The sequence below is a fragment of the Vibrio sp. V04_P4A5T148 genome, assembly GCF_963875605.1.
Taxonomy (GTDB): domain Bacteria; phylum Pseudomonadota; class Gammaproteobacteria; order Enterobacterales; family Vibrionaceae; genus Vibrio; species Vibrio anguillarum.
Genome location: NZ_CAWNMS010000102.1, coordinates 1 through 21,382, shown reverse-complemented (window position 1 = coordinate 21,382; position 21,382 = coordinate 1). Strand labels below are relative to the sequence as shown.

General features: G+C 42.4%; 19 protein-coding genes. 7 read left to right on the top strand and 12 right to left on the bottom strand.

All coding sequences use genetic code 11. The features are described 5' to 3' along the window. Positions 1 to 12: 12 nt before the first annotated feature. The 4 genes from AACT18_RS17225 to AACT18_RS17210 all read right to left on the bottom strand — a co-directional run bounded on the left by AACT18_RS17225 (position 13) and on the right by AACT18_RS17210 (position 5,248). The gene (locus tag AACT18_RS17225) at positions 13 to 2,169 is read right to left on the bottom strand and encodes a chemotaxis protein CheA (RefSeq protein WP_094125388.1); all 2,157 of its coding nucleotides are present in this window, start codon (positions 2,167 to 2,169) and stop codon (positions 13 to 15) included. A 59-nt stretch (positions 2,170 to 2,228) separates the two neighbouring features. Continuing rightward, positions 2,229 to 2,588, bottom strand: a complete 360-nt coding sequence (locus AACT18_RS17220) for a response regulator (protein WP_010317272.1) — start codon at positions 2,586 to 2,588, stop codon at positions 2,229 to 2,231. Between the two features lie 23 nt (positions 2,589 to 2,611). After that, on the bottom strand, positions 2,612 to 2,875 hold the full coding sequence (locus AACT18_RS17215; protein ID WP_013868220.1) for an STAS domain-containing protein: 264 nt from the start codon (positions 2,873 to 2,875) through the stop codon (positions 2,612 to 2,614). Positions 2,876 to 3,184: 309 nt separating this feature from the next. Continuing rightward, a complete protein-coding gene (locus AACT18_RS17210; RefSeq protein WP_094125389.1) occupies positions 3,185 to 5,248 on the bottom strand; it encodes a tRNA(Met) cytidine acetyltransferase TmcA in 2,064 nt (687 codons plus the stop codon). Between the two features lie 173 nt (positions 5,249 to 5,421). Here AACT18_RS17210 and AACT18_RS17205 point away from each other — a divergent pair, with 173 nt between their 5' ends. Next, complete coding sequence (locus AACT18_RS17205) at positions 5,422 to 6,456, top strand: ABC transporter substrate-binding protein (protein ID WP_017044942.1); 1,035 nt, start codon at positions 5,422 to 5,424, stop codon at positions 6,454 to 6,456. Between the two features lie 72 nt (positions 6,457 to 6,528). Here the strand turns inward: AACT18_RS17205 and AACT18_RS17200 are convergent, their stop codons facing one another. Both AACT18_RS17200 and AACT18_RS17195 read right to left on the bottom strand, forming a co-directional pair. Beyond that, entirely contained in the window at positions 6,529 to 7,500 is a 972-nt protein-coding gene (locus AACT18_RS17200) for a ParB/RepB/Spo0J family partition protein (protein WP_017049342.1), read from the bottom strand. Positions 7,501 to 7,507: 7 nt separating this feature from the next. Beyond that, complete coding sequence (locus tag AACT18_RS17195) at positions 7,508 to 8,725, bottom strand: ParA family protein (protein WP_026027506.1); 1,218 nt, start codon at positions 8,723 to 8,725, stop codon at positions 7,508 to 7,510. 1,229 nt (positions 8,726 to 9,954) lie between these two features. Here AACT18_RS17195 and AACT18_RS17190 point away from each other — a divergent pair. Next, complete coding sequence (locus tag AACT18_RS17190; RefSeq protein ID WP_017043500.1) at positions 9,955 to 11,931, top strand: replication initiator protein RctB domain-containing protein; 1,977 nt, start codon at positions 9,955 to 9,957, stop codon at positions 11,929 to 11,931. Between the two features lie 178 nt (positions 11,932 to 12,109). Here the strand turns inward: AACT18_RS17190 and AACT18_RS17185 are convergent, their stop codons facing one another. Next, positions 12,110 to 12,565, bottom strand: a complete 456-nt coding sequence (locus AACT18_RS17185) for a transcriptional regulator (RefSeq protein ID WP_094125054.1) — start codon at positions 12,563 to 12,565, stop codon at positions 12,110 to 12,112. A gap of 353 nt (positions 12,566 to 12,918) precedes the next feature. Here AACT18_RS17185 and AACT18_RS17180 point away from each other — a divergent pair, with 353 nt between their 5' ends. The 5 genes from AACT18_RS17180 (at position 12,919) to AACT18_RS17160 (ending at position 17,020) form a co-directional block, all read left to right on the top strand. Next, the gene (locus AACT18_RS17180) at positions 12,919 to 13,116 is read left to right on the top strand and encodes a PA3496 family putative envelope integrity protein (RefSeq protein WP_017043498.1); all 198 of its coding nucleotides are present in this window, start codon (positions 12,919 to 12,921) and stop codon (positions 13,114 to 13,116) included. A 159-nt stretch (positions 13,117 to 13,275) separates the two neighbouring features. Continuing rightward, positions 13,276 to 13,485 carry a DUF3283 family protein gene (locus AACT18_RS17175; protein ID WP_017046863.1) on the top strand — a complete coding sequence of 70 codons (210 nt, stop codon included), beginning with the start codon at positions 13,276 to 13,278 and terminating at the stop codon, positions 13,483 to 13,485. An 89-nt stretch (positions 13,486 to 13,574) separates the two neighbouring features. Further along, complete coding sequence (locus tag AACT18_RS17170) at positions 13,575 to 14,291, top strand: YebC/PmpR family DNA-binding transcriptional regulator (RefSeq protein WP_013868231.1); 717 nt, start codon at positions 13,575 to 13,577, stop codon at positions 14,289 to 14,291. A gap of 167 nt (positions 14,292 to 14,458) precedes the next feature. After that, positions 14,459 to 15,322, top strand: a complete 864-nt coding sequence (locus tag AACT18_RS17165) for an NAD(P)-dependent oxidoreductase (RefSeq protein WP_094125630.1) — start codon at positions 14,459 to 14,461, stop codon at positions 15,320 to 15,322. A gap of 462 nt (positions 15,323 to 15,784) precedes the next feature. Next, on the top strand, positions 15,785 to 17,020 hold the full coding sequence (locus AACT18_RS17160) for an aromatic amino acid transport family protein (protein ID WP_202599012.1): 1,236 nt from the start codon (positions 15,785 to 15,787) through the stop codon (positions 17,018 to 17,020). Between the two features lie 35 nt (positions 17,021 to 17,055). Here the strand turns inward: AACT18_RS17160 and makE are convergent, their stop codons facing one another. From makE to makD, 5 genes are read right to left on the bottom strand one after another with little or no spacing between them, the layout of a single operon-like run. Beyond that, positions 17,056 to 18,126: an alpha-pore-forming cytotoxin subunit MakE gene (makE, locus tag AACT18_RS17155; RefSeq protein ID WP_094125828.1), complete on the bottom strand. Its 1,071-nt coding sequence runs from the start codon at positions 18,124 to 18,126 to the stop codon at positions 17,056 to 17,058. Positions 18,127 to 18,176: 50 nt separating this feature from the next. Beyond that, positions 18,177 to 19,286 carry a cytotoxin MakA gene (gene makA / locus AACT18_RS17150; protein WP_000082912.1) on the bottom strand — a complete coding sequence of 370 codons (1,110 nt, stop codon included), beginning with the start codon at positions 19,284 to 19,286 and terminating at the stop codon, positions 18,177 to 18,179. Between the two features lie 12 nt (positions 19,287 to 19,298). Next, positions 19,299 to 20,363: an alpha-pore-forming cytotoxin subunit MakB gene (gene makB / locus AACT18_RS17145; protein ID WP_017049337.1), complete on the bottom strand. Its 1,065-nt coding sequence runs from the start codon at positions 20,361 to 20,363 to the stop codon at positions 19,299 to 19,301. 11 nt (positions 20,364 to 20,374) lie between these two features. Next, positions 20,375 to 20,770 carry an alpha-pore-forming tripartite toxin MakABE regulator MakC gene (gene makC / locus AACT18_RS17140; protein WP_013868236.1) on the bottom strand — a complete coding sequence of 132 codons (396 nt, stop codon included), beginning with the start codon at positions 20,768 to 20,770 and terminating at the stop codon, positions 20,375 to 20,377. A 24-nt stretch (positions 20,771 to 20,794) separates the two neighbouring features. Next, positions 20,795 to 21,175, bottom strand: coding sequence for an alpha-pore-forming tripartite toxin MakABE regulator MakD (gene makD, locus AACT18_RS17135; RefSeq protein WP_013868237.1), 381 nt, complete (start codon positions 21,173 to 21,175; stop codon positions 20,795 to 20,797). Positions 21,176 to 21,382: the final 207 nt, after the last annotated feature.

Below are 21,382 nucleotides of genomic sequence, written 5' to 3'. Positions count from 1 at the left end.
CTGTCACCTTCACTAAGCGGCAATAATCTTGGGAGATAAACTTGAACGTCGATTCGAGTACGTGGAGATTAACCCTTGAATATCTAAAATGAGCGAAACGGAACCATCTCCCAAAATCGTAGCTCCTGATATGCCTGCCACTTTGCAGTAATTTGACTCCAAGCTCTTTATAACCACTTGCTGCTGGTCTAGCAGCTCGTCAATCAATAAGCCAACGCGACACCCAGCGGCTTCAACAAAGCAGAGTATTCTATCGGGCAAAGCACCACTTGATCCCATTTCCAGTTCATCTTGCAGACGTAAGATAGGAATGTTTTCGTCACGAAGCCGGTACAACTCAACCCCACCGGCGGCATACTTCACATTAGCTAAGTTGATTTGGATAGATTCGATAATGGTGAGCAGTGGGATGATGTAAACTTCCCCGCCTACTTTGATCAATTGCCCATCGAGGATGGCTAAAGTGAGTGGTAAACAGATAGTGAAATGGCTGCCTTTACCTAATGTGGATTCGACATCAATATGCCCACCCAACTCTTCGATATTACGTTTTACAACATCCATACCGACGCCACGACCTGAAATATCAGACACTTGTTCTGCTGTTGAAAACCCTGCGGCAAAAATAAGGTTAAGGATCTGTTTGTCGGTGATCTCTTCACGCCGTGTATCTTTAGGTAATACACCTTTTTCTAGCGCCTTTTGAAATATTCTTTCACAGTTTATCCCCGCGCCATCATCTTTCACTTCGATCACTATTGAGCCACCTTGATGATAAGCATGTAGTTCAATGGTGCCGATTTCTGGTTTGCCTTGTTCAAGGCGAATGTGTGGCTGCTCAATTCCGTGGTCAATACCATTTCTGACTAAATGAACCAATGGATCAACAATACGTTCAAGGACGGTTTTATCGAGCTCGGTGTGCTCGCCAATGATGTTCAGTTCTACTTTTTTTTCAAGTCGGCCACACAAGTCTCGCACAAGGCGAGGAAAGCGGCTAAAAGCAAAGCTCATCGGCAGCATGCGAATATTGAGCACATTTTCTTGTAAATCTTTACTGTTTTGTAAAAGCTGAACTAGGCCTGCTTGCAACTTTTCTAATTTATCCATGGTGAAATCGTTGCCGATTTCGGTCAGCATTGATTGGGTGATAACAAGTTCCCCAACCAAATTAATCAGGCTGTCGACTTTCTCAATATCGACGCGAATAGAGCTTACGCTGGATTCTGCTTTCGCCACTTTGGGCGCAGCAGCGGGCGTAGACTCTATTGATTTTATGAGATCGATGGGTTTTATGAGATCAACTTGCTCTGCTGATTCGGTAGGGGGGACAGCGTTCGCATGAAACGTAGGTGGCGCCTCGGCCAAAGATTCCTCGCTCTCGCTGACCATATCTTGGGTCGTCGATTCTTGTACTAAAGGTTCAACAATTAAGTCACATTCATCTTCAACCCATTCAAAGATTTCGCGAATATCACTCTCTTGCACTTGGCTACTGAGAAAAATAGTCCAGCTTAAATAACAAAGCTCAGCCTCTATTTCCGCCAATTCGGGAAGGTGCTCAAGCTGAGCTTCCGCCCTGCACTGATCATCCAGTTCATAAAGCTCTCGCAGCAACCGAAGTGGATCATTACCACTGAAATAAAGTTCTCTATGCGGAGTAAAAACGACTTTCCAACCTAAGTGGTTCTCGTTGTCAGAAGCCTTTAAGAGCGATGACGTCTGTTCATCTTCGGCGTCAAGCGGGTGATGGTCTGCTAGTTCATGATCAACCGTTGAACTGTCGGTAAGTAAAGCATGCAGCGACTGGCTGACTCTCTGCTGAAGCTCACTATCAACCTCACCGTGGCTCTCATGCCCCGCGAGCATATTGCGAATGCAATCACCGCTTTTCAGTAAAATGTCCACACTTTGAGCAGTGAGAGTTGATTTTTCGTTACGGACGAGGTCAAGATACGCTTCGACAGAGTGGGTAAATTCACTGATATCCAGTAAACTAAAGGTCGCAGCGCCACCTTTAATCGAATGGGCAGCCCGAAAAATGGTATTAATAGTCTCTTTCTCAACCTGATTAGGGTCAAGATTAAGCAGTACATTTTCAAGCACTTCAAGATTTTCACGACACTCTTCGTAAAACATCTTGCGCAACAGTTCCATGTCTAAAGCCATAGCTCTTCCTGCCAGTTAACGTCGTTTAACGAATGAAGCTTCTAATAAAATACGGTGTTCTATATGACCCGTTTTAGTGTTTTCAATAGCGTCTCAGGGTTGAACGGTTTGACCAACCATCCTGTAGCTCCAGCGAGTTTTCCTTCTTGTTTCTTTTCCATACTCGTTTCGGTGGTTAACATCAAAATAGGAATAAACTTATATTGAGCATTACCACGAATCGCTTTAACTAACTCAAAACCACCCATCACTGGCATGTTGACGTCCGAAATAACAACATCAAATTTGGTTTGTTGTGCCTTACGTAATGCATCACTTCCATCAATAGCAGTTTCAACTTCATAACCTGCATCTTTCAATGTATGGCTTAGCATTTGACGAATTGAAACCGAATCATCAACCGCGAGGATCTTTGTCATAGCCCCTTCCTTGCAAAATATCATTACTCTGCGAACAAGCTTTCTAAAGCCAGTAGCGCAATACCTTCATTGAGCGTGTTTGTTGCGTTAACTAAAGTGATCTCAATTCCAGCTCGCTCTGCTGTCATAAACAAAGAAGCAAGCAGTTGCAGACCGGCAGCATCCACGCTATTGACTCGTGATGCATCTATTGTTAAAGGAGGAGTTAGGCTTAGCCATTGAAGATAATTTGCTTTGGAATCTAGTACCGTTGAAATTTCCAAAGACTCCGCCAACAAAAGATCCATATCTCATCCTTACGTACTATTTATATTCTATGTTTTAGGAGAACACCTGACTTTGAGTGTAGGAGGGAATACTCATTAAGCAAATGATTGAACACGTTAGGAACAAAAATAAAAACCTCACAGTAAGGGGGACCGTATGGTTAACTCATTAATATAGTTTGGATTTTTTTATTCTGTGACTAGAACAAAAAAATCCTACTCTTAAGACGTAAGTAGTAGGACTTTTTTGTCATATGACAAGCACAGTACATCTGGAGAAGGTGTCTGCTCTTACATTATTCACGCTTTACACTGTAAATTGGCTGCAGTTCATTGCGTTGAATGATCCACTTTACAGTGTAAATCATCTAATAGTCGATTGAGGTCATGACGGAGGGTAGCCTCAATCATTTTCCGTCCAGTGAAGTTTAATTGACTGGCACACTCTTGCCAGCTTTTCCTTTGCAATACTTTGACAATAAGTACATCAGATAATCGTGATAGAGCAGCTTTATCCAATGAAGTAATTAGTCGATGAATCCATACACTCACACTCTCATAATCCGCACCGCCTTGTGCGTAACAACGCAGCAATGAATAAGGTAGGAAATTAACTTCATTTGAATCCGCGCATGCGACACGATCTCGGACCAATGACAAGATGGTCCGAACCAAAGCCGGCTCTAAACTTTGCAAAGAATCAGATAGCGAGAAAATGAAATGCTGTTCGAAAATCTGTTCTGCCCGAGTTAACCAATCCAATTTTTTCGCTTGGACCATGATTAAGGAAAAACAGCCGCTCGCACTGTCTCTGTGGCTCCCTAGTTTTATCGGAACAAATTGGTTCTTAGCCCAAAAAACCATTAAATCGCTCGTTACGCCAAAACTCGTCGCTAAATAGTCGGCATCATTTTCTAACATGCACGCTTCAATCAAGCGGCTGCCCAACCCTTGATTTTGTAATTCGGGATGAACTGCAATACGCATGATGCGCTGACAAACACTCTGCGCTGCCTGCGTAATACCAACTTGATTAGCTAAGCAAACAGGAACTAGATGACCTTTAGGACGTCGCTTTCCTCGTTGGATCTCTTCCACTAAAGCGCTACAAAGCCCACCTTCACGAACTGTCAGCAAACAACCGACACAAACCTCATCTACCATTACAGCAACTAGCTGAACTTTATCGTCCGCTAAAAAATGAAATAGATCGTTCGGTGATGTCTGGTAATGAGCATTCACTAATAACGAAAAAATAGCGGCTAAGCGTGTCGGGTTGGCAATGAGTTGAGCCTTATCCAGATGCTCAATGTTAAGTGTCGTTAACTGTTCTGATGTCATCGTCGGCAATGTAGCTAAATCATAGCGAAGGAGGAAAGTATCGTAATGCCACGCTTCTAACGGATCACCCTGACGCCAACGGATCGGTTGATCTAAATGGAGAGTTCGAGTCCCAGCTCGATGGTGTGCTAACCAAGTTTGAAACTTAAGCGTGAACCCTCTCCCACACCCTTCGTAGCCATGAATGGTGGTAGAGAAGACCGCACGATGATAGTGTTCAACCCAGTTTTTTAACATTGATAAAGGCAGCGCGGCCGCTTCATCTACCAATAGGAGATCACATTGTGGCCGATGCAAAATCAGCTCATCCGGTGCCACAAACGTCAATGACGAGTTTTGCCAAGTAAGGGATTGTCTGGTGACGTGAGCGCCTGCTAAACCTTTAGCCGCATGTTCAAATATTGGCGCTACGGCATGGATTGAGGGTGCCGTGACCACAATATCTAATGAACGAGACGCCATCAATTTAGCCGCAGCAATACCAAGCGCACTACTTTTCCCTCGTCCCCGATCGGCAGTGAGAACCAATGGTCGCTTGCGATGCCCATCCATCACACGAAGAATGGCTGAAACCGCATCAACTTGCTGTTCATAAATCGGTGATTGAGAGCTGACTCGTGGATAAACGGGTAAAGGAGGGCAAGGTTGATTCTGTTCTATAACAACAAGCTGTTCGAACGCTCGCGTTAACCAGCGCTCAGCAAAAGAGTCGTTACGCTGAGGGGCTTCAATGATCAACAGTAACCCACCACCGACCAGTGAACCCAGCGCAGCACTGAAACTGTTCGCATCAAAACCATGGTGATTATCACAAATAAGTAAATGGCATTCTTGACCAAGAAACTGCTGCCCTTTGTTGAAGGGGGCATAACGAACGCATGGTAACGGTTCTCCGCCTAACTGAAATATGGCTTGCCCCTCATTTTTTGCGAGAAAATGCATAAGCACGTGTTGTTGCCATTGAGGCTCACCACGGATTAAGAGCCCCATACGCCATAGGCTATTCTCAGCCTGCACCATCAAATCATCTAAATAAGCCGCTATCATGTTCATATTTACGCCACCTCGCTGAAACGCAATGGTAGCACAGCCGCTATAATCACTGTGCGTCGTTAAAAATATTTTTCTTTACGACAAATTATATTTGCTTTAATCGTGACCATTTTTAACTAATTATTCACCTACACCCCAGTACACTTCTGGGCTATTTAAGGAATTCAAATGCAATGAAAACTTTCATCAAAGGATTGGTTTTGGCAGCAGCTCTAACTTCTTCACACGTAAGCGCAGACAACAAAACACTCAACGTTTATGCATGGGGAGGATATCTTCCAGAAAAATCCCTCAAGCAGTTTGAGCAGCAGGAAGGGGTAACGATTAACTATTCGACCTTTGAAAATAACGAGTCAATGTATACCAAGCTCAAGTTGCTCAAAGGTGGCGGTTATGATGTGGTTTTTGCCTCAGCGTATTTCATTGAAAAAATGGGACGTGAAGGGTTACTAACCGAGCTGGATCATGCACAAATCCCGAACATGAAAGATGCCATGCCTTCACTACTCGGCCAAGCACACGATCCCAAAAATAGTTATTCCCTGCCCTATATTTGGGGGATCACTGGCCTCAGCTATAACGAAGCATTAGTACCAGAAGGTGTCTCTCGCTGGGCTGATTTGTGGGATAAGAAATATAGCCAACAAGTGATGTTGATTGACGATATTCGCGATGTCTTTGGTATGGCGCTGATCTTAAATGGCTTCAGTATTAATACAAAAAATGAAAAAGAGATTGAAAAAGCCTACCAATCATTGGTCGCGTTAAAAGATAATGTACTGTTGTATAACTCTGATGCGCCACATGTGCCTTATGTCTCAGGTGAAGCAGCGTTAGGGATGCAATGGAACGGGAATGCCTACCAAGGCCAAGTTGAGATGCCAGAGCTAAAATTTGTAATGCCGGAAGAAGGCGCAGTCTTGTGGATGGATAACTTTACTATTCCATCAGGAAGCAACAACAAAGCGTTGGCGCATAAATTCATCAACTTCATGTATCAAGCAGAGAACCAAGCTGAGATTGTGAATAGCTTAGGTTATGCATCGGCAACAAAAAGCGGCCGAGCGTTGCTTCCAGCAGAACTTCGCGACAATCCAACGATTTTTCCAGCCGATGAAGATATGGCTAAAGGGGAATTCATTAATGATGTTGGGCCTGAAGCGCTCGCTATCTACGAAAAATACTGGCAGCGTTTAAGAAATCAATAGATTCGAACTGAATAGACTTAGTTACTAAAAAACCCGCCATGGCGGGTTTTTTAGTCTTTACATGATGGATGCCTAATCAAGCTTAGATTGGATAAAATCTAATATTTCTTGCACCGTAGCATCATCCACCTTTTTCAAATTAAGCGCTAAATTACTGCCTTTACGACTGTAACTTACGCGGCCTTTGATCAGATCAATTTTTACATGCTCAGTGCGCTTAGGTGGCAACAACTCTTGTATCCAAGACTCAATTGTCTCTGTGACTTCTTTCGTCAATCGGGCAACACCTTGTACGCTACTACGCTGCCAAACAAATCCATCTTCAGATTGACACTTTTCCAACAAATTTGCTTGTTGCTTTGCATCGAGTTCATTAAATTGTTTATGCAATTTAACTATGGTTGGACGACCTAATTCAACCACATTTGGATAAGCTTGCAACAGCTCAAGTGGCAAAGCCGCTGCTTTTAGAGCACCACTTACTAGGGCCTCACTGCACTGAAATATCTTGGCTAAAGCTTTTTGGTCTTCCGCTTCACCGTTATCCAGCTTCGCTTGCATCTCTTTACCCTTCTCATAAAGAGAAAGCGGCTTGTGCGCGTTTGCCACATCCGAAAGAAACTTCGCATGTTCCGAGTTTATGTCTTCAGCGACATAAACCAAAAATTCTTTACCCGCCAAGATACAAGACATTCGACGACGGCTGCCATCAAGGACTTCAATTTTGCCCCCAGCGGTTTTACGACCAACCGCAGGATATTGCTGACCACGCTCGCGTAATGTACTCAATACATCAGATAGAGCATGCTCATTCAGAAAAGCTTGTTCACGCGCATTCTGCGTAAAAACAATCGTCTTTTCCGCTACTTGATCTGCGGGAATCCTGACCAGTTCGAAAGTGACTAACTCTTCTCCCGCAACCGCCAATTCGATGATTTGCGCTTGTTCTTTCGCTGCCGTTTGGGCTTCTTGCGGGGTGGTTGCACGTCGCTTATTCGCTTTACCAAACAGTTTCGCATTTAGTTCAGACGTTTTAATTGCCATGTTTTACTTACCCCTGATTTAGTGATGACCAATGACTGTGAAGCACTCGCTCAAGCTCCAGTGCACTTTTTTGCACAGCGTCTTGCGCAGTCGCTAGCGTCTTTTTACCACCTTCAAAATCGCTGGTGGTGAGATCAAAAACGGTGCTGTAGGTGTCAGCACAGGTTTCAAATGCTCGGCTACGCGGAATCGTCGCCATCATGACTTGATCACCCAACAGGTAATTCATTTCCGTTAATACCGAGACTTGCTTTTTATTATCATCTTCAAACATCGTCGGCATCAAACGTACAAATTCTAACCCTTTCCAATCTTCTGGAAACATTTCATAAACCGTAGGAAGGTGTTGAAAGAAATTGACGGTTGACGCCCAATCTAATCGCTTAGCCGCGCACGGGATCAGTAATGCATTGGAAGCATACATTGCATTCCATACCAATGGATCAACGTGTGGGCCAGTATCAATCATAATGATGTCAAAATCATCGCCAATCTTATCGATAAGTTTCTCTTTCAGCAGTCGAACAATATCAAGCGATTGGTTTTGCGAAAGATACTGCCACGCTTCTGCGTTAAACATTGCATCTTCAGGAAATGCAGAGATGGTTTTTAAATTGGGATATTGGGTTGGCAACATCACGTTCTTATGTAAGAACGCCTTATCCACTTCAGTGTCTTCAGGCACGTTGTCTAACATAATATCAACGGCAGAATAGATATTACTGTGCTCTGATAAACTTATTTGCGGGTTGAGAAATAACCGTAATGAACCTTGCGGATCTAAGTCAATCAAGCAGATACGGTAACGCTGATCCAAATTCAGGGCGAGGCACGCGGCTAGATGGACAGCAGTCATTGATTTACCTGTCCCCCCCTTTTGGTTCTGAACATTTATGACCCAAGGCTTATGATCACCATGCTTTTTCCTTTGGTGGAACTTAGGCACACCAGCGGCATCCATGAGCATGTGGGCTTCCGCTAAAGAAATTGAATAGTGATTAGCATTGTTTTTAGTAAATTGATGGCCAGCTTGTTCCATTTTGGAAATGGCATCATCTAGCTTACGGCGTGTTAAGCCTGAACGAGTTTCCATTAGCGCTTTTGACATCGCTGGGAAATGGTCATCACTACGTTCTTCTAAAACAATTTCAATTCGGTCAGCTTGCACCTGTTGAGTTTGCTCGGCGAGCTGGTAGAGATTCGCTATGGTTTGTTCTCTTTTCATTGCCAAATTCCATAATAAGTACCTAACGCAGATTGTACAGCAAACAATTTAATACTCAACAAAAAGGTGAACATTCACTTTTAGATTAATATCACAATAAATAGAAAAATATATCGGAATTTAATGAATTGACCTCATTATGGTCATCATTTTTCCTTAAATAATGGGCAACTTAGTCCATTATTTATTTGAACATTAAAAATATTACAACGTAACTTATTTACATTGTAAATGAGCTTAAAATACCCGGAACGATTAGAGAAGCAGCATAATTTACGGTATGTGTCATTTGGAATGATGTTCCCCCTGCAGATCAATTAAATAATCGTACAACATGAATAATAATAACTAGAGAGACAGGGCAGGGGAAACTTATCCTTTTCGTCAGGGTGCCAGGACGCATGATCAAGGCTAACATGATGATCATGCGTCCGAAGAGATCCCTCGCCACAGGAACAATGATCAAGAGGAATTAGCGCCTTCCTTATCAGCAAATAATCAGAAAACAAACGGATCTTCATCGGATCAATGATCAAGTGTGATTTAAGCTCGGAAGCATGTAAAAATAGCGCATAATTACGGGGGATTGCAGATGGAGTAGGGGCTGAGCAAGATACCTAGTACATAACAAGTAAAATTTAAAACACACCAAATAACAAAACCTTCTTCAATACGCTCTTGATCATGCTTTCGACACACTCTCACTCCTTATAATAGAAGCCGTTAAAAGAGTTATTTGTCATTTCAATTCGTGTTTATGCCAAAATCGACTTTGAAAGAACATTTAATGCACTTCCTTGATCATCTTTCCAAAGAAAAACCAAGCCCATATTCTTCATCTAGCTCAAATAAAATAATCACTTCAACTCATCATGTGGATAAGTTGTGCATGAGCCATGATCATGCTTTAAGAAAGTGTTTGATCATTGATTCAGTCGTTTGATGATCATCGTTCGGAATGTGATTGATCATGCTTTCTTCTCTACAATGATCATGTTTTCAGTTTTCTATGATCATGCTTCTGAAGGGGTTTTTTTTTTATCCCTATAAAACAATCAATTAGACTGCTCATTAAGGCCTGATCATTAGATCATATAAGCAATATAGATCAGAATAATCAAAAAGATCAGTTATTTAAAAGCAATAAGTTTTTCTTTATTTATGATCTCTTTTTCTTTATTCTATTGGAACTATAGCGATATTACGGCTAGTGTGATACGGATCTAATAATGAACGCAGACGAAAAAATATTGATCAAAGCACCAAGGAGCCACAAAGATGGGCATCTTTTTGAAGTTTCAGAAACTGCTGTTGATTGGGTTGATCAATACCAACATTTTAAAGGTGTTACCAAAAGTATCGTTGAACTTCTTAACCTGATCTCATTAAGAGGTTTCCGCAGCCAAGATGGGTTAGTCTCAACAACAGAGTTAATTGAAGCAACCGATGGCCAATTGACCAGAGCGGCTATTCAGCAACGGCTGCGTGCTGCAGTAAGTATTGGTTTATTTAAACAGATCCCGGTGAGATTTGAAGAAGGTTTAGCTGGCAAGACAATGCTGCATAAATTTGTTAACCCAAATAAGCTCATCTCTGTGCTTGGTTCAACCAGTCTGGTAACTGAATCGGTAAAACAGACAGAAAAACGCAAGCGTTCAAAAGCGCTGGCTCAAACTCAGGTCAATAAGCGTTTGTTGACAGAGCATGGGCTAAATATTCCACCAGCGATGAAAGACGAAGCGGATCAGTTTGTGGTTTCACCTACCAATTGGGCTGGGATCATTGATCAAGCATTAGCTCCACCGAGAACTCGTAAAAGCTACCAGAAATCAATGGTGTCGATTTCTGGTACCCGTGCGATCATTGAAACTCGTTCTTCTAAAAATATCATGACAGTGGATGATCTAATGACACTGTTTGCACTGTTCACCTTAACGGTGCAATACCACGATCATCACCAAGAAGATTACCAACTTAATACCAAACACACACCGAATAAAACCCCATTGTACATTACTGACATTTTGTCGCTTCGCGGTAAAAAAGATAGTGGCCCAGCAAGAGATTCTATTCGCGATAGTATTGATCGGATTGAATTTACAGACTTCCAATTGCATGAGTTAACCGGCCGTTGGCTGAGTGAAAACATGCCAGAAGGATTTAAGAGTGATCGTTTTCGGTTCCTAGCAAGAACGATCACCGCTTCTGAAGAAGCGCCAACGGAAGGGGCTGATGGTGAAATTAGGATCAAACCTAATTTGTACATTTTGGTGTGGGAGCCTTCATTCTACGAAGAGTTACTCACTCGCGATTACTTTTTCTTGTTTCCACCAGAGATCCTAAAGCAACATACGTTGGTCTTCCAACTCTACTCCTATTTTCGCAGTCGCATGTCGCGTCGCCATACCGACAGCATGCTACTGAGTGAATTGAACCAAAAGTTGGCCCGTAATATCGAATGGCGTCGTTTTTCGATGGATCTTGTCCGTGAGCTAAAACGATTATCGGAAGGAAAGGGCAGCGATTCGTTATTTGTCGTGAATCTTTGGGGCTATCATTTGACGGTCACCACACTGGTGGATAAAGAAAAAGTGATGGATTACCAAGTCGACATTAAGTGCGATGTGGAAGAAGTCCTGCGCTACTCGCGCGCTCGTACCACCAATGCAGGCAAACGCAACATGGCTCCAACGTTGCCTAACCCACTGCGCAATGAGATGGTTTCTAAGCAAAAATTAGAAGAACTTTCTGAGATCATTGATGGTGAATTTGAACCGATTCAACGTAAAGCACCGTCTCCAAAGGGTAAGCTAGGACGAAGAGTCAAGCAGCGCAAACACCTAGTAGAGATCAATGCCGATGAAATTACGATTACCTTATCTAAATATACCTCTCCAGAGGCCCTAGAACGCAGTATAACGGCGTTATCAGCAATGACTGGACATCCACCATCCTCTATCAAGGAAGAGTGTACAGAGCTGATTGATAAGCTGGATTGGCTGAGGGTTGGAAATGAGGCGATCTCTTATGAGACGTTAAGTAAATTGATCGAGCTTTATAACACGAAAAACGAGAATAAACATTTATCGATCGAACGTTTGATCTCGGGTCTCGCGGTACGCCGCAAAGTGTGCAAGCAAGTGTACGAGGGGCATTTAGATGAATCCGTATTCCGGGCACTTGATGAAGTCGCTATTGGTATTTAAAACCAATTTACAACACAACCTTGACATGTAGCTGACATTTTGTTTTAGAAGGTTCGTTAATATAGAAAACGAATAGACAACCTTTTGTCCTATCTGATGAATTAATAGATTGGCTCATATATGTTTTTAGCGAGTTATATAACTCGCTATTTTTTTATCTGTTGATCCCTGCAATCAATTAATACCCTCGCTTTATACCTTGATCATCGTTCCACGCGTAATATGCAAGAAATCGAACATGAGCATCAATTAAACTTCGGGATAAGGCCTCATCAACGTGCTGTTGGTTGAGATGCTCCAAACTCAGTACCATCAACTGCTGCATCCGTTTTATACACCAAGATTTTAACTCAAGTTCACTACTCGGCTCCGAGACACAACGCTGAAAACGAGCGTAAGCAAGCTGCAGATATTGGAAGGCAAGCTCACCGTTAATGAGCTTGTAGTACTCATATTGGCGCAGGCAAGCATCAAGCCAACAAGCAATTGCTTTACTTTGATCATCACTCAGATCCGGCCCCCAGATCTCTTGTGGAGCATTAAGGATCAGAGGTTGTAATTGAGCCACCTGATCATAGCGCTTGTTCAGATGCCATTGATGGATCTCAGTTAACCAGTCGTGAAGCTTACACATCGTGTCTTACCTACAACTTTAAATGCATTAACTACAGTCTGGTGTATTTCAAGCTTATTTGCCAAACAGAAATGGGGAACCATGAGCTAAAAATCAGCACATTGGAAGAGCGTAGGATAGGGGATTTCGATAGTATGCAACAGAATAAAATGAGCGCTAAAACGCTTGAATTCATGCATGCAATATTTAAATTTAGCCTCGTCTAGCAAGGTTGGCAAAGTAATATTAATAGTTTTAAAAATAAGGTTTCTAAACCATCGCCAAAATCACAATATGGACGAAATATGCTTAACAAATCAAATGTCGTTTGCTACAGATTACATGTCCCTTACGTGGTTTGTTCGGAGGTAACAATGTCCATAAATTCTATTGACCATGACGAAATGACTGATATTGCAAATAAGTGGGACTTCACGGAAGAAGTAGAAACTCAAAAACCAGTTAAAAACCTTAAATCAGCCGAAGCTCGCCGTCGTATTGAAGCATTAAGAGAGATTCGAGAAAGTGGTTTAACCATTGAAGAAGCGAAGGAGCTAGGCATACTTCACTGACGAGTTCTCACCATTAATCCCCTAAGGGTGGCGCATAGCCACCCTTTATATTTTCCAATTTTCTTGATTTCATACCGATAAATTGCACATTTATGCTCTTAATTTTCTTATGTCCTATGCTATATTTCGTGCCACGTATTTACCGATCTAGGCTAACTCATGTCCTTCAACCTATCTTTACTTGCCGCTGAAGAGAAAAACAAAGTAGAGCTCGATAAACAAGCTTCCTTTCTTGTTTGGAAACTCAAGCAAGGAAAAGCAGGACCTGAAGCGATCACTCAGCAGCAGTCTAAAATTGCCAGTGAGGCCGAAAAAGAGTGGTTTTTACAATCGGTGAACAAATACAAAAGAGTGATGGGTGTTGCGTAGCATTCATGTCTTTGCTAAGTGGAAAATTGAAATGATCCCACTTTTTGCTAAAATCCCTCGCGTTAAATTGAATTAGAGAGATCATCCCTATGGGAAGAAGTTTTGAAGTGCGCAAAGCCTCAATGGCGAAAACTCAAGGCGCAAAAATTAAAGTCTATTCCAAATACGGTAAAGAAATTTACATGTGTGCGAAAAATGGTGGTTCGGACCCAGACATGAACTTGTCGTTGCGCCACCTGATCACAAAAGCGAAGAAAGACCAAGTTCCAGGCCACGTTATTGATAAAGCGCTAGATAAAGCCAGTGGTGGTGGTGGTGAAGACTACCAACCTGCTCGTTACGAAGGTTTTGGCCCTGGCGGCGCAAGTGTTATCGTTGACTGCTTAACAGATAACGGCAATCGTACGTTCCAAGATGTGCGTCAATGCTTTGTTAAAACGGGTGCGAAAATTGGTACTCCAGGTACCGTATCACACATGTTTGATCACCAAGCGGTATTTCAGTTCAAAGGGGATGATGAAGATTCTATCCTTGAAGCACTGATGATGGATGATGTCGATGTGACGGATGTTGAACTGGAAGATGGTGTGATCACTGTATTTGCACCTAACACTGAATTCTTCAAAGTGAAAACATCGCTAAATAATCAGTTCCCTGATTTGGCTATCGATGTGGAAGAAATCACGTTCGTTCCACAAACACACACACCGGTCACGGGTGAAGAGGCGGAGAAATTCCAGAAATTCCTCGACATGCTAGATGACTGTGATGATGTTCAGCAGGTTTACCATAACGCTGAGCTGTAATAGAGCGAATTAATGAGAAGCCGAGTGATTGACTCGGCTTTTTTTTATCTGTGCATTGCTAACCGTGGTCTTATTCATAGAGAATGACGCAAGGATACATACAGCCCACACTCAGTTACGTGTGTTCGTCCGTTTGGGCTGCTGGGTAATAATAAAAGGAGAAGTTAATGAAAGTCAGTTTTATTGGATTAGGGGTTATGGGATACCCTATGGCTGGGCATCTAAAAAACGCAGGATTTGATGTTAGCGTCTACAACCGCACTCAAGCTAAAGCGCAGCAGTGGGCGCAGCAGTATCATGGGTATGCAGCGCAAACAGTCGCAGAGTGCGTGCAAGATGCCGATGTGGTTTTAACCTGCGTTGGCAATGATGATGATGTCCGTAGCATGACGACCAGTGACGGCGGCGCGATAGGGGCGATGAAACGCGGCGCAATTTTGGTTGATCACACCACCACATCGGCACTGTTAGCCGAAGATCTGGCGTCTGCGGCTCATAAAGCGGGCATTCGCTTTATGGATGCTCCTGTTTCTGGTGGCCAAGCAGGGGCTGAAAATGGTGTGCTAACCATTATGTGTGGTGGAGATGCCGAACTGTTTGAGCAGCTGCAACCCGTATTTCATGCTTATGGCAAGTCATCGGTGCTGATGGGGAAAGCAGGGCAAGGACAACGCGCAAAAATGGTCAATCAAATTTGCATTGCTGGCGTATTAAATGGCCTGTCGGAAGGATTGATCTTAGCGGAAAAGTCAGGGTTAGATATTGGCGTTTTGGTTGATTGTTTGAAAAATGGAGCCGCAGGTTCATGGCAGATGGAAAACCGCGCTGTGAACATGTCAATAGGTAAATTTGATTACGGCTTTGCCATTGATTGGATGATCAAAGACTTGGGCTTTTGTTTGGATGAAGCGCAACGAAACGATCTAAAATTGCCGATGACAGAAAAAACTTATCATGCTTACCAAGCCTTGTCTGAGCAAGGTGAGGGAAGAATGGATACTTCTATCCTTATCAAAGCCGTTAATTCATAAATATCACAGCTCAGAGATAGACTCAATTGGCCCTATTTAGGGCCATTTACACTGTAAACCTATAAATCGATTCCTATTTATCTTCTGGCCCCGCATACCTACAGTGTCTATCTGTGTGCCTCTTTTTGAAAAATAATTGTATAAAACCATGATCGCCTACCGATTAGGGAGGACAAATGTCCTTCATTTTTGTTTGCTGTGCGTGACAGTGCTGGATAAATCGTCAGCTAATTACATTTACTGAAAAATCTTAAAATTTGGTTTTTAGTTTCAATAAAGTCACGCAAATCCAGTTTAATATGCTGTTAATTCGGTGTTTTCATGGTTTTCAATCCAAGCTAGGCCCCTTGATTATAGTGATTATGACCAAGGTCTCAAAATGATCATAATGATTAATAGGAGTAGGATTCGCGACATTATTATTTTTATATAAGTGAAAAAGCAGTGAAAGACACTAAGGAAATGGCTCATTTTAGTCATGTTCAGATTTCTAATTGGACTAAACACGACACCTATTGGCTACTCAGTTTATTTGGTACGGCCGTTGGGGCTGGCATTCTATTTTTGCTAATCAACATTGGGTTAGGTGGTTTCTGGCCGTTAGTGTTAATGGTCTTACTCGCTTTTCCGATGACTTATCTCTCTCATCGTGGTCTTGCTCGTTTTGTTCTCTCATCGCGCCGTCCTAATGCCGATTTTACCGACGTTGTTGAAGAACACTTTGGCCAAAGGGCTGGTCGCTTGATCTCTTTGCTGTATTTCCTCTCTATTTTCCCAATCTTACTGATTTACGGTGTCGGTCTAACTAACACGGTTGATAGCTTTTTGGTTAATCAAGCGCAGATGGTCGCTCCCCCTCGGGTGCTACTTTCTGGTGGCTTAGTCTTTGCGTTAATTGCCATTATGCTGGGTGGCGAGAAGATCATGTTGCGCGCTTTTGCTGTTATGGTTTATCCATTGGCGGCTATTTTATTATTTCTCTCGCTCTATTTGATCCCGTATTGGTCAGTGCCGTCATTAGCATTGCCGCAAACGAGTGATTTCTTACACACAGTGTGGCTAGCCATTCCTGTCGTGGTGTTTTCTTTTAGCCATGCAGCGGCGATCTCAAGTTTTGCCAATGTTCAACGTCGTCATTATGGCGCGCTAGCGGATAAAAAATCAGAGCAGATTCTGCGTTACACCAGTCTTGTATTGATTCTGTTTGTCTTGTTGTTCGTGTTCTCTTGCGTATTGGCTTTATCACCAGAGGCATTGCAAGAAGCAAAAGTGCAAAATATTTCAGTGCTGACTTACCTTGCCAATGTCACAGATAATCCCTTTATCGCCACTCTAGGCCCTTTAGTGGCGTTTATTGCCATTACCTCTTCCTTTTTAGGGCATTTCCTTGGTGCGCGAGAAAGCCTGACTGGGCTGTTGTGTAAAAACTTTGGCCTGTCATTGCGTCTTGCTGGGCGATTCACCATTGCGATTTTGTTTGTCACGATTTGGATTGTCGCGATACTCAACCCCAGCATTCTGGGAATGATGGAAGCGTTTTCAGGCCCCGTGATCGCTATGATTCTGTTTATTATGCCGATGATTGCTGTATTCAAAGTGCCATCGCTGGCGAAGTATCAACAGCAGATGAGTACACTCTTTGTCATGGCAATAGGGTTATTGGCGGTATCGGCATTGCTTTATAACTTGCTCAATTAAATCAGCCATTGGCTCCGTCACTGGAGTCAAATCAATTACTTGATTTGAGCTTTTGTTATTTGAGGTTGTGCATTATTGAGCGTTGATGCTACCTCCAGAATATCTTGCCACTCATTGTAAGCTGATTGGTACCAAACTTGCTCCAGAATGACCGCTTGTGAATCTTGTGAATCTTGTGCTTTGGTAAGGTTAGAAACGACGTTGTTGGTTTCATTGTATAAACTGAGCACCGTGGTTTGTAGTGTATCTAAGGATCGGCTGATCGCCGCACAATCGTTGTTAACTTGATCGATACTTAGCAATAGGGCATTGAGAGACGCGATTTGTTGTTGATCTTGAGAGAGCGTTTGTTGATCGTGGTTGATGGTATTTAAAGATGATTGGATATCGCTTTGCAGGCTAGATATTTCACTTTGTGCTTCTACAATAGAGCTAACACCAAACCCTGCCAATATCAAAGAACCTCCCAGTGTAAACGGAGCAAGCACCACGCCAAAAATCGTTTCAAATATCCCTTTCTTACGCTGCGATTGAGCGTTCGCAATGGCGGTTTTAAATGCTGCTATCTGCTGTTTCATTAGATCAATTTGGGCGTTGGTGGCGATAATTTCTGCTTGGATTGAAACTTCTTCTTGCTGGATCTGTGCAATAGTTTGTTGCAATGTGTTATGAGCATCTTCCACTTGGCGAGCCCAAGCATTCAATCCCTCATCATAACGTTTTATATTTGATGTAAGACTTTGAATCGGATTTTGTAATGTTAAGATTAATGAAGTGAGCTGCTGTAGTTGGGCGGTATCAAAACGGGTTTCTAGTGCTTTGAATAAGGTTAAAATTTGAACATTAGAATCTTTGAATGTATTCGCAATGGAAAGAACACTGTCCATAATGTCATTTGAAAAATATAAATTACCACTCAAACGCCATTGTCGTACCAGTTTTTGCACCGCATTTAAATTTTGTTCTACCTGAGCATACCAATGTTCTGCATTGCCTTGATCAATATAAGTTTCAACAACGCCTTGGCATGCAGAATTTAGTAACACCATAGCGCTAATAGATGCAGGAATGTCGGTTTGAAGTTGCTCGCTGGCTGATTGATTCATGATGGTCCTCGAAAAAGAATAAAAGGGGGCGTAACCCCCTTTAGTAATGTTTAAGCTGCTTGTTTTACTGCAGGTGCTAACTCTTTCGTTTCGATAGCTATTTTTGCGCTAGCTAGCTGTTTAGCAAGTTCAACCGCATCATCCCATTCGTTTTTCGCTGCGTCAGACATCACTTTTTCCATAATAATGCTCTGCATGGATGCACCATTATTAAGCTTGGTTACTACATCATCTAACTCGTTGCCAAAGACAGTCCACGTCGTTTCAAAATCAGATAATACTGATGTCGATGTTTCAATCGCTGAAACGACGGCGCTACTGGCATTGGAAAGCCCCTGTAAAGCGATAATCTGTTGTTGATCTTCAGCTTTTTGCTTTTGTTCTTGCGCGATGCTGTCGTAGTCATCATCAATTTGATTTTGTAATACGCCCCACGTAACGCCACCAGCAATAATCGATGCCGCGCCGACGGCTGCGATACCACCGGAGACTACAGCTGCGGTGCCAGCGGTTGCGACGGTAAGTGCAACGCCTGCGACGAGCATAAAGATGCCAACACCAACCGCAACTTGTGCATAGACTAGATCTTTATTCAGTTTCTCAATGGCTGCACGATTGTTGTCTATTGCGTTATTCATACTTTCAATATCTGTTTGTAAATCGATAATTGTTTTTTGAATATTGGTCGCACCATTGACTAAGTCATCATGTGCTGCTTGCATTTTCACCCCCCAATCAGAGAGTTCCTTATTCATCCCTTTGACTGTGGCTTCGATACCGCTGACTTGAGAAGATAGGGCGGTCATAATCTGTGAAGCTTGCTGAACCGTCGTATTGTCTTTGCCACTTGCTGTTGGATCCGCTTTATATAACTCATGAATGGCATCGATTGATGCTTGGAAAGTGGCGTCAAAATTAATTACGCTGGAGGGAATCGATGCTGATACCTGTGGTCCCAAATCGTCAATCCATTGCTTAGCAACCAATTTTGCTGAGTCTAATTTTTTACTCAGGTCATCAAACCAATCTGGTTTTACCGTAGGTGGCGTAAATTGTGTGTTTAAAATGGCATGGCACTGCGCTGTGATGACTGTGGTTGCCAAAAATGCAGATTGAGTGGTTTGCTGTGTTGGGTTCAACTGAGTAACTTGTTGTGACATTGTGTATCTCCTTTACTGTTCTTGAATGGTGTTATTTAGTGTGTTGACTAAAACGGGTTTTCCAACGTTTGGCGGTAAACTAATGAGTTGCACAAATTCTGAAATGGTTTTCCATGAGGCTGAAGCAATCTTGATGGTTTGCAAATCAGTCAATAGGGCTGGGTCTGAACCGCTTTGTAAGGCGTTGATCAGTTCGTTTACCTTGTCTAATTCGTCTTGCCATAACAATGAAAGTGCTGGCAAGTTATCATCAATCTTTAGGAATTCTTCGCTCATGTTGCTGAGGGTTTGAATAATGGCTTTAGTAATGGCAGCCGCTTGTGCTTCTTCACTGGCTAGTGTTTGTAATTGAGTGAGTTTGTCTAAATCTTGTTGTACCTCTTTCGCGCTCGATATTGTGCTGTATGCACTGTAACCAACCGTGAATAGTGCACCAGCAAAGGAAAGGAATGGTACAGACGTCGTTGCTCCCATTACGACACCGTAGGAAATAGTGACCATACTTTGTATGTAAGCTTTTCCTGCTCTTAATTGGGCCGCCGTGACATTGGCTCCTAAACTGGCAATGGATTGCGATAGAGAGCCTATCTCTGTTGCAATGCGTACCATTGCTTGTTCTTCGCTCGCAAGTTCATTCCAGCCATCTTGAATGCTGGATGCGAGCAGCTCCTCTGCATTTTTCGCTTGGCTGTAAGATTTCGTGAAAACTTGCTGAGCTTCATTTGTTAACGTGATATTTTGCTTTAACGTTTTTTGCAATAATTGTAAGCATTCAATCCATTGCTTCGTACTTGTTATCGCCTTACTGTTTTGTGCGCAGGCATCGAACGTGGTCTGATAATTAATAAACGATGTAATAATTTGCGCAAAAATTTTAGGCTTTTGTTGCATAAACTCATTCATTACCGCTCTTAAGATCTCAGTCCTGCTTCGAACTTCTACGAGCCAGTTTGGATCTTTTGCTACATGGCCAATAAAGAGAGAGTTGCACGTTGCATCGTAGTTACTAATACCTAAAAAATCAGTATATACGTCGGTCAGCATATTTAATGCGGTATCAACATTTGGGCTTAACATGAGTTCGCCCTCTACAGTGAAATAACGAGGAAAGGATCAAACGTTAATCTTGCACCATCAATAGACAAGGTCGCATTGTATTGTTGTGTGCTGGCTTGTCCTTGCGCTTCAACTCGGCCTTCCCAGAATTCATCACCGCTTAGTCCTTGTTTAGTGGGTATACAAACTCTGTCATTTATCATTTGCCCATTAAACTCGACAATATCAACTTCATTGTCTGGTGAAATAGCGACAACTCGCCAGCATAATAATTGGCCGTCTTTACAGGCTGTTTTTAACTCAGCTTGGCCTTCATTACCCGAGCCCATATATTTATTTGTATCAATGAGATAAATGTTACTTTGCAGATCTCGACTTGCAAGCGCTGCTGCTGCATCTACGACCATGAGTATTTCTACTTTTTTCATACAATGTTCCTTATTTAGATGGAGTTATTGAACTTCGAGATAAGGTGAAAAATTCATTGTTATTCCGTTTATTGAAAGAGAAATGGTATATAGATAACGCCCAGTATCCCCGCGAGTCTGAACTCTGCCTTCCCACGCGTCATTAACAGGGCTTGGTAAGCAAGCTTTTTGATCAATCATGTCACCAGAGAATCCCGTTATATTGACTTCGTCATCTGGTGAAATGGCGCAGCTACGCCAGCAAATAAACTGACCATCTTGAGATACCGTGTGGAGTTGGCACGTTCCTTCATCCCAAGAACCAAGCCATTGGTTACTATCAATTAAGTAAACGTTATCCATTAAGCTCGTGGTTGCTAATGCTCCGGCACAATCAACCACGATAAGTATTTCTATTTTTTTCATTCAATACCTACTGACGTTTATTTATGGATCCACAGAATATCACTGTACTGATTTAACCATTTCGAATGGTTTTTTGGGTTATATCTATTAAATCTTATTGATATTAGTGTTGATATTTACATGTTTATAATCTTTATGTGGATAAATATAGTTAGTGATTTCAGTTAATCAAGGTTGCATAACTAATATGTACATATCAGTATGTAC

Bases quoted from the DNA above. Each gene is read 5' to 3' on its own strand.
- AACT18_RS17225 (WP_094125388.1), bottom strand. From the start codon at position 2,169: ATGGCTTTAGACATGGAACTGTTGCGCAAGATGTTTTACGAAGAGTGT.
- AACT18_RS17170 (WP_013868231.1), top strand. From the start codon at position 13,575: ATGGGAAGAAGTTTTGAAGTGCGCAAAGCCTCAATGGCGAAAACTCAA.
- AACT18_RS17210 (WP_094125389.1), bottom strand. From the start codon at position 5,248: ATGAACATGATAGCGGCTTATTTAGATGATTTGATGGTGCAGGCTGAG.
- makE (WP_094125828.1), bottom strand. From the start codon at position 18,126: ATGAATCAATCAGCCAGCGAGCAACTTCAAACCGACATTCCTGCATCT.
- AACT18_RS17160 (WP_202599012.1), top strand. From the start codon at position 15,785: ATGGCTCATTTTAGTCATGTTCAGATTTCTAATTGGACTAAACACGAC.
- AACT18_RS17200 (WP_017049342.1), bottom strand. From the start codon at position 7,500: ATGGCAATTAAAACGTCTGAACTAAATGCGAAACTGTTTGGTAAAGCG.
- AACT18_RS17185 (WP_094125054.1), bottom strand. From the start codon at position 12,565: ATGTGTAAGCTTCACGACTGGTTAACTGAGATCCATCAATGGCATCTG.
- AACT18_RS17220 (WP_010317272.1), bottom strand. From the start codon at position 2,588: ATGACAAAGATCCTCGCGGTTGATGATTCGGTTTCAATTCGTCAAATG.
- AACT18_RS17180 (WP_017043498.1), top strand. From the start codon at position 12,919: ATGTCCATAAATTCTATTGACCATGACGAAATGACTGATATTGCAAAT.
- AACT18_RS17195 (WP_026027506.1), bottom strand. From the start codon at position 8,725: ATGAAAAGAGAACAAACCATAGCGAATCTCTACCAGCTCGCCGAGCAA.
- AACT18_RS17165 (WP_094125630.1), top strand. From the start codon at position 14,459: ATGAAAGTCAGTTTTATTGGATTAGGGGTTATGGGATACCCTATGGCT.
- makC (WP_013868236.1), bottom strand. From the start codon at position 20,770: ATGAAAAAAGTAGAAATACTCATGGTCGTAGATGCAGCAGCAGCGCTT.
- makD (WP_013868237.1), bottom strand. From the start codon at position 21,175: ATGAAAAAAATAGAAATACTTATCGTGGTTGATTGTGCCGGAGCATTA.
- AACT18_RS17190 (WP_017043500.1), top strand. From the start codon at position 9,955: ATGAACGCAGACGAAAAAATATTGATCAAAGCACCAAGGAGCCACAAA.
- AACT18_RS17215 (WP_013868220.1), bottom strand. From the start codon at position 2,875: ATGGATCTTTTGTTGGCGGAGTCTTTGGAAATTTCAACGGTACTAGAT.
- AACT18_RS17175 (WP_017046863.1), top strand. From the start codon at position 13,276: ATGTCCTTCAACCTATCTTTACTTGCCGCTGAAGAGAAAAACAAAGTA.
- AACT18_RS17205 (WP_017044942.1), top strand. From the start codon at position 5,422: ATGAAAACTTTCATCAAAGGATTGGTTTTGGCAGCAGCTCTAACTTCT.
- makB (WP_017049337.1), bottom strand. From the start codon at position 20,363: ATGTTAAGCCCAAATGTTGATACCGCATTAAATATGCTGACCGACGTA.
- makA (WP_000082912.1), bottom strand. From the start codon at position 19,286: ATGTCACAACAAGTTACTCAGTTGAACCCAACACAGCAAACCACTCAA.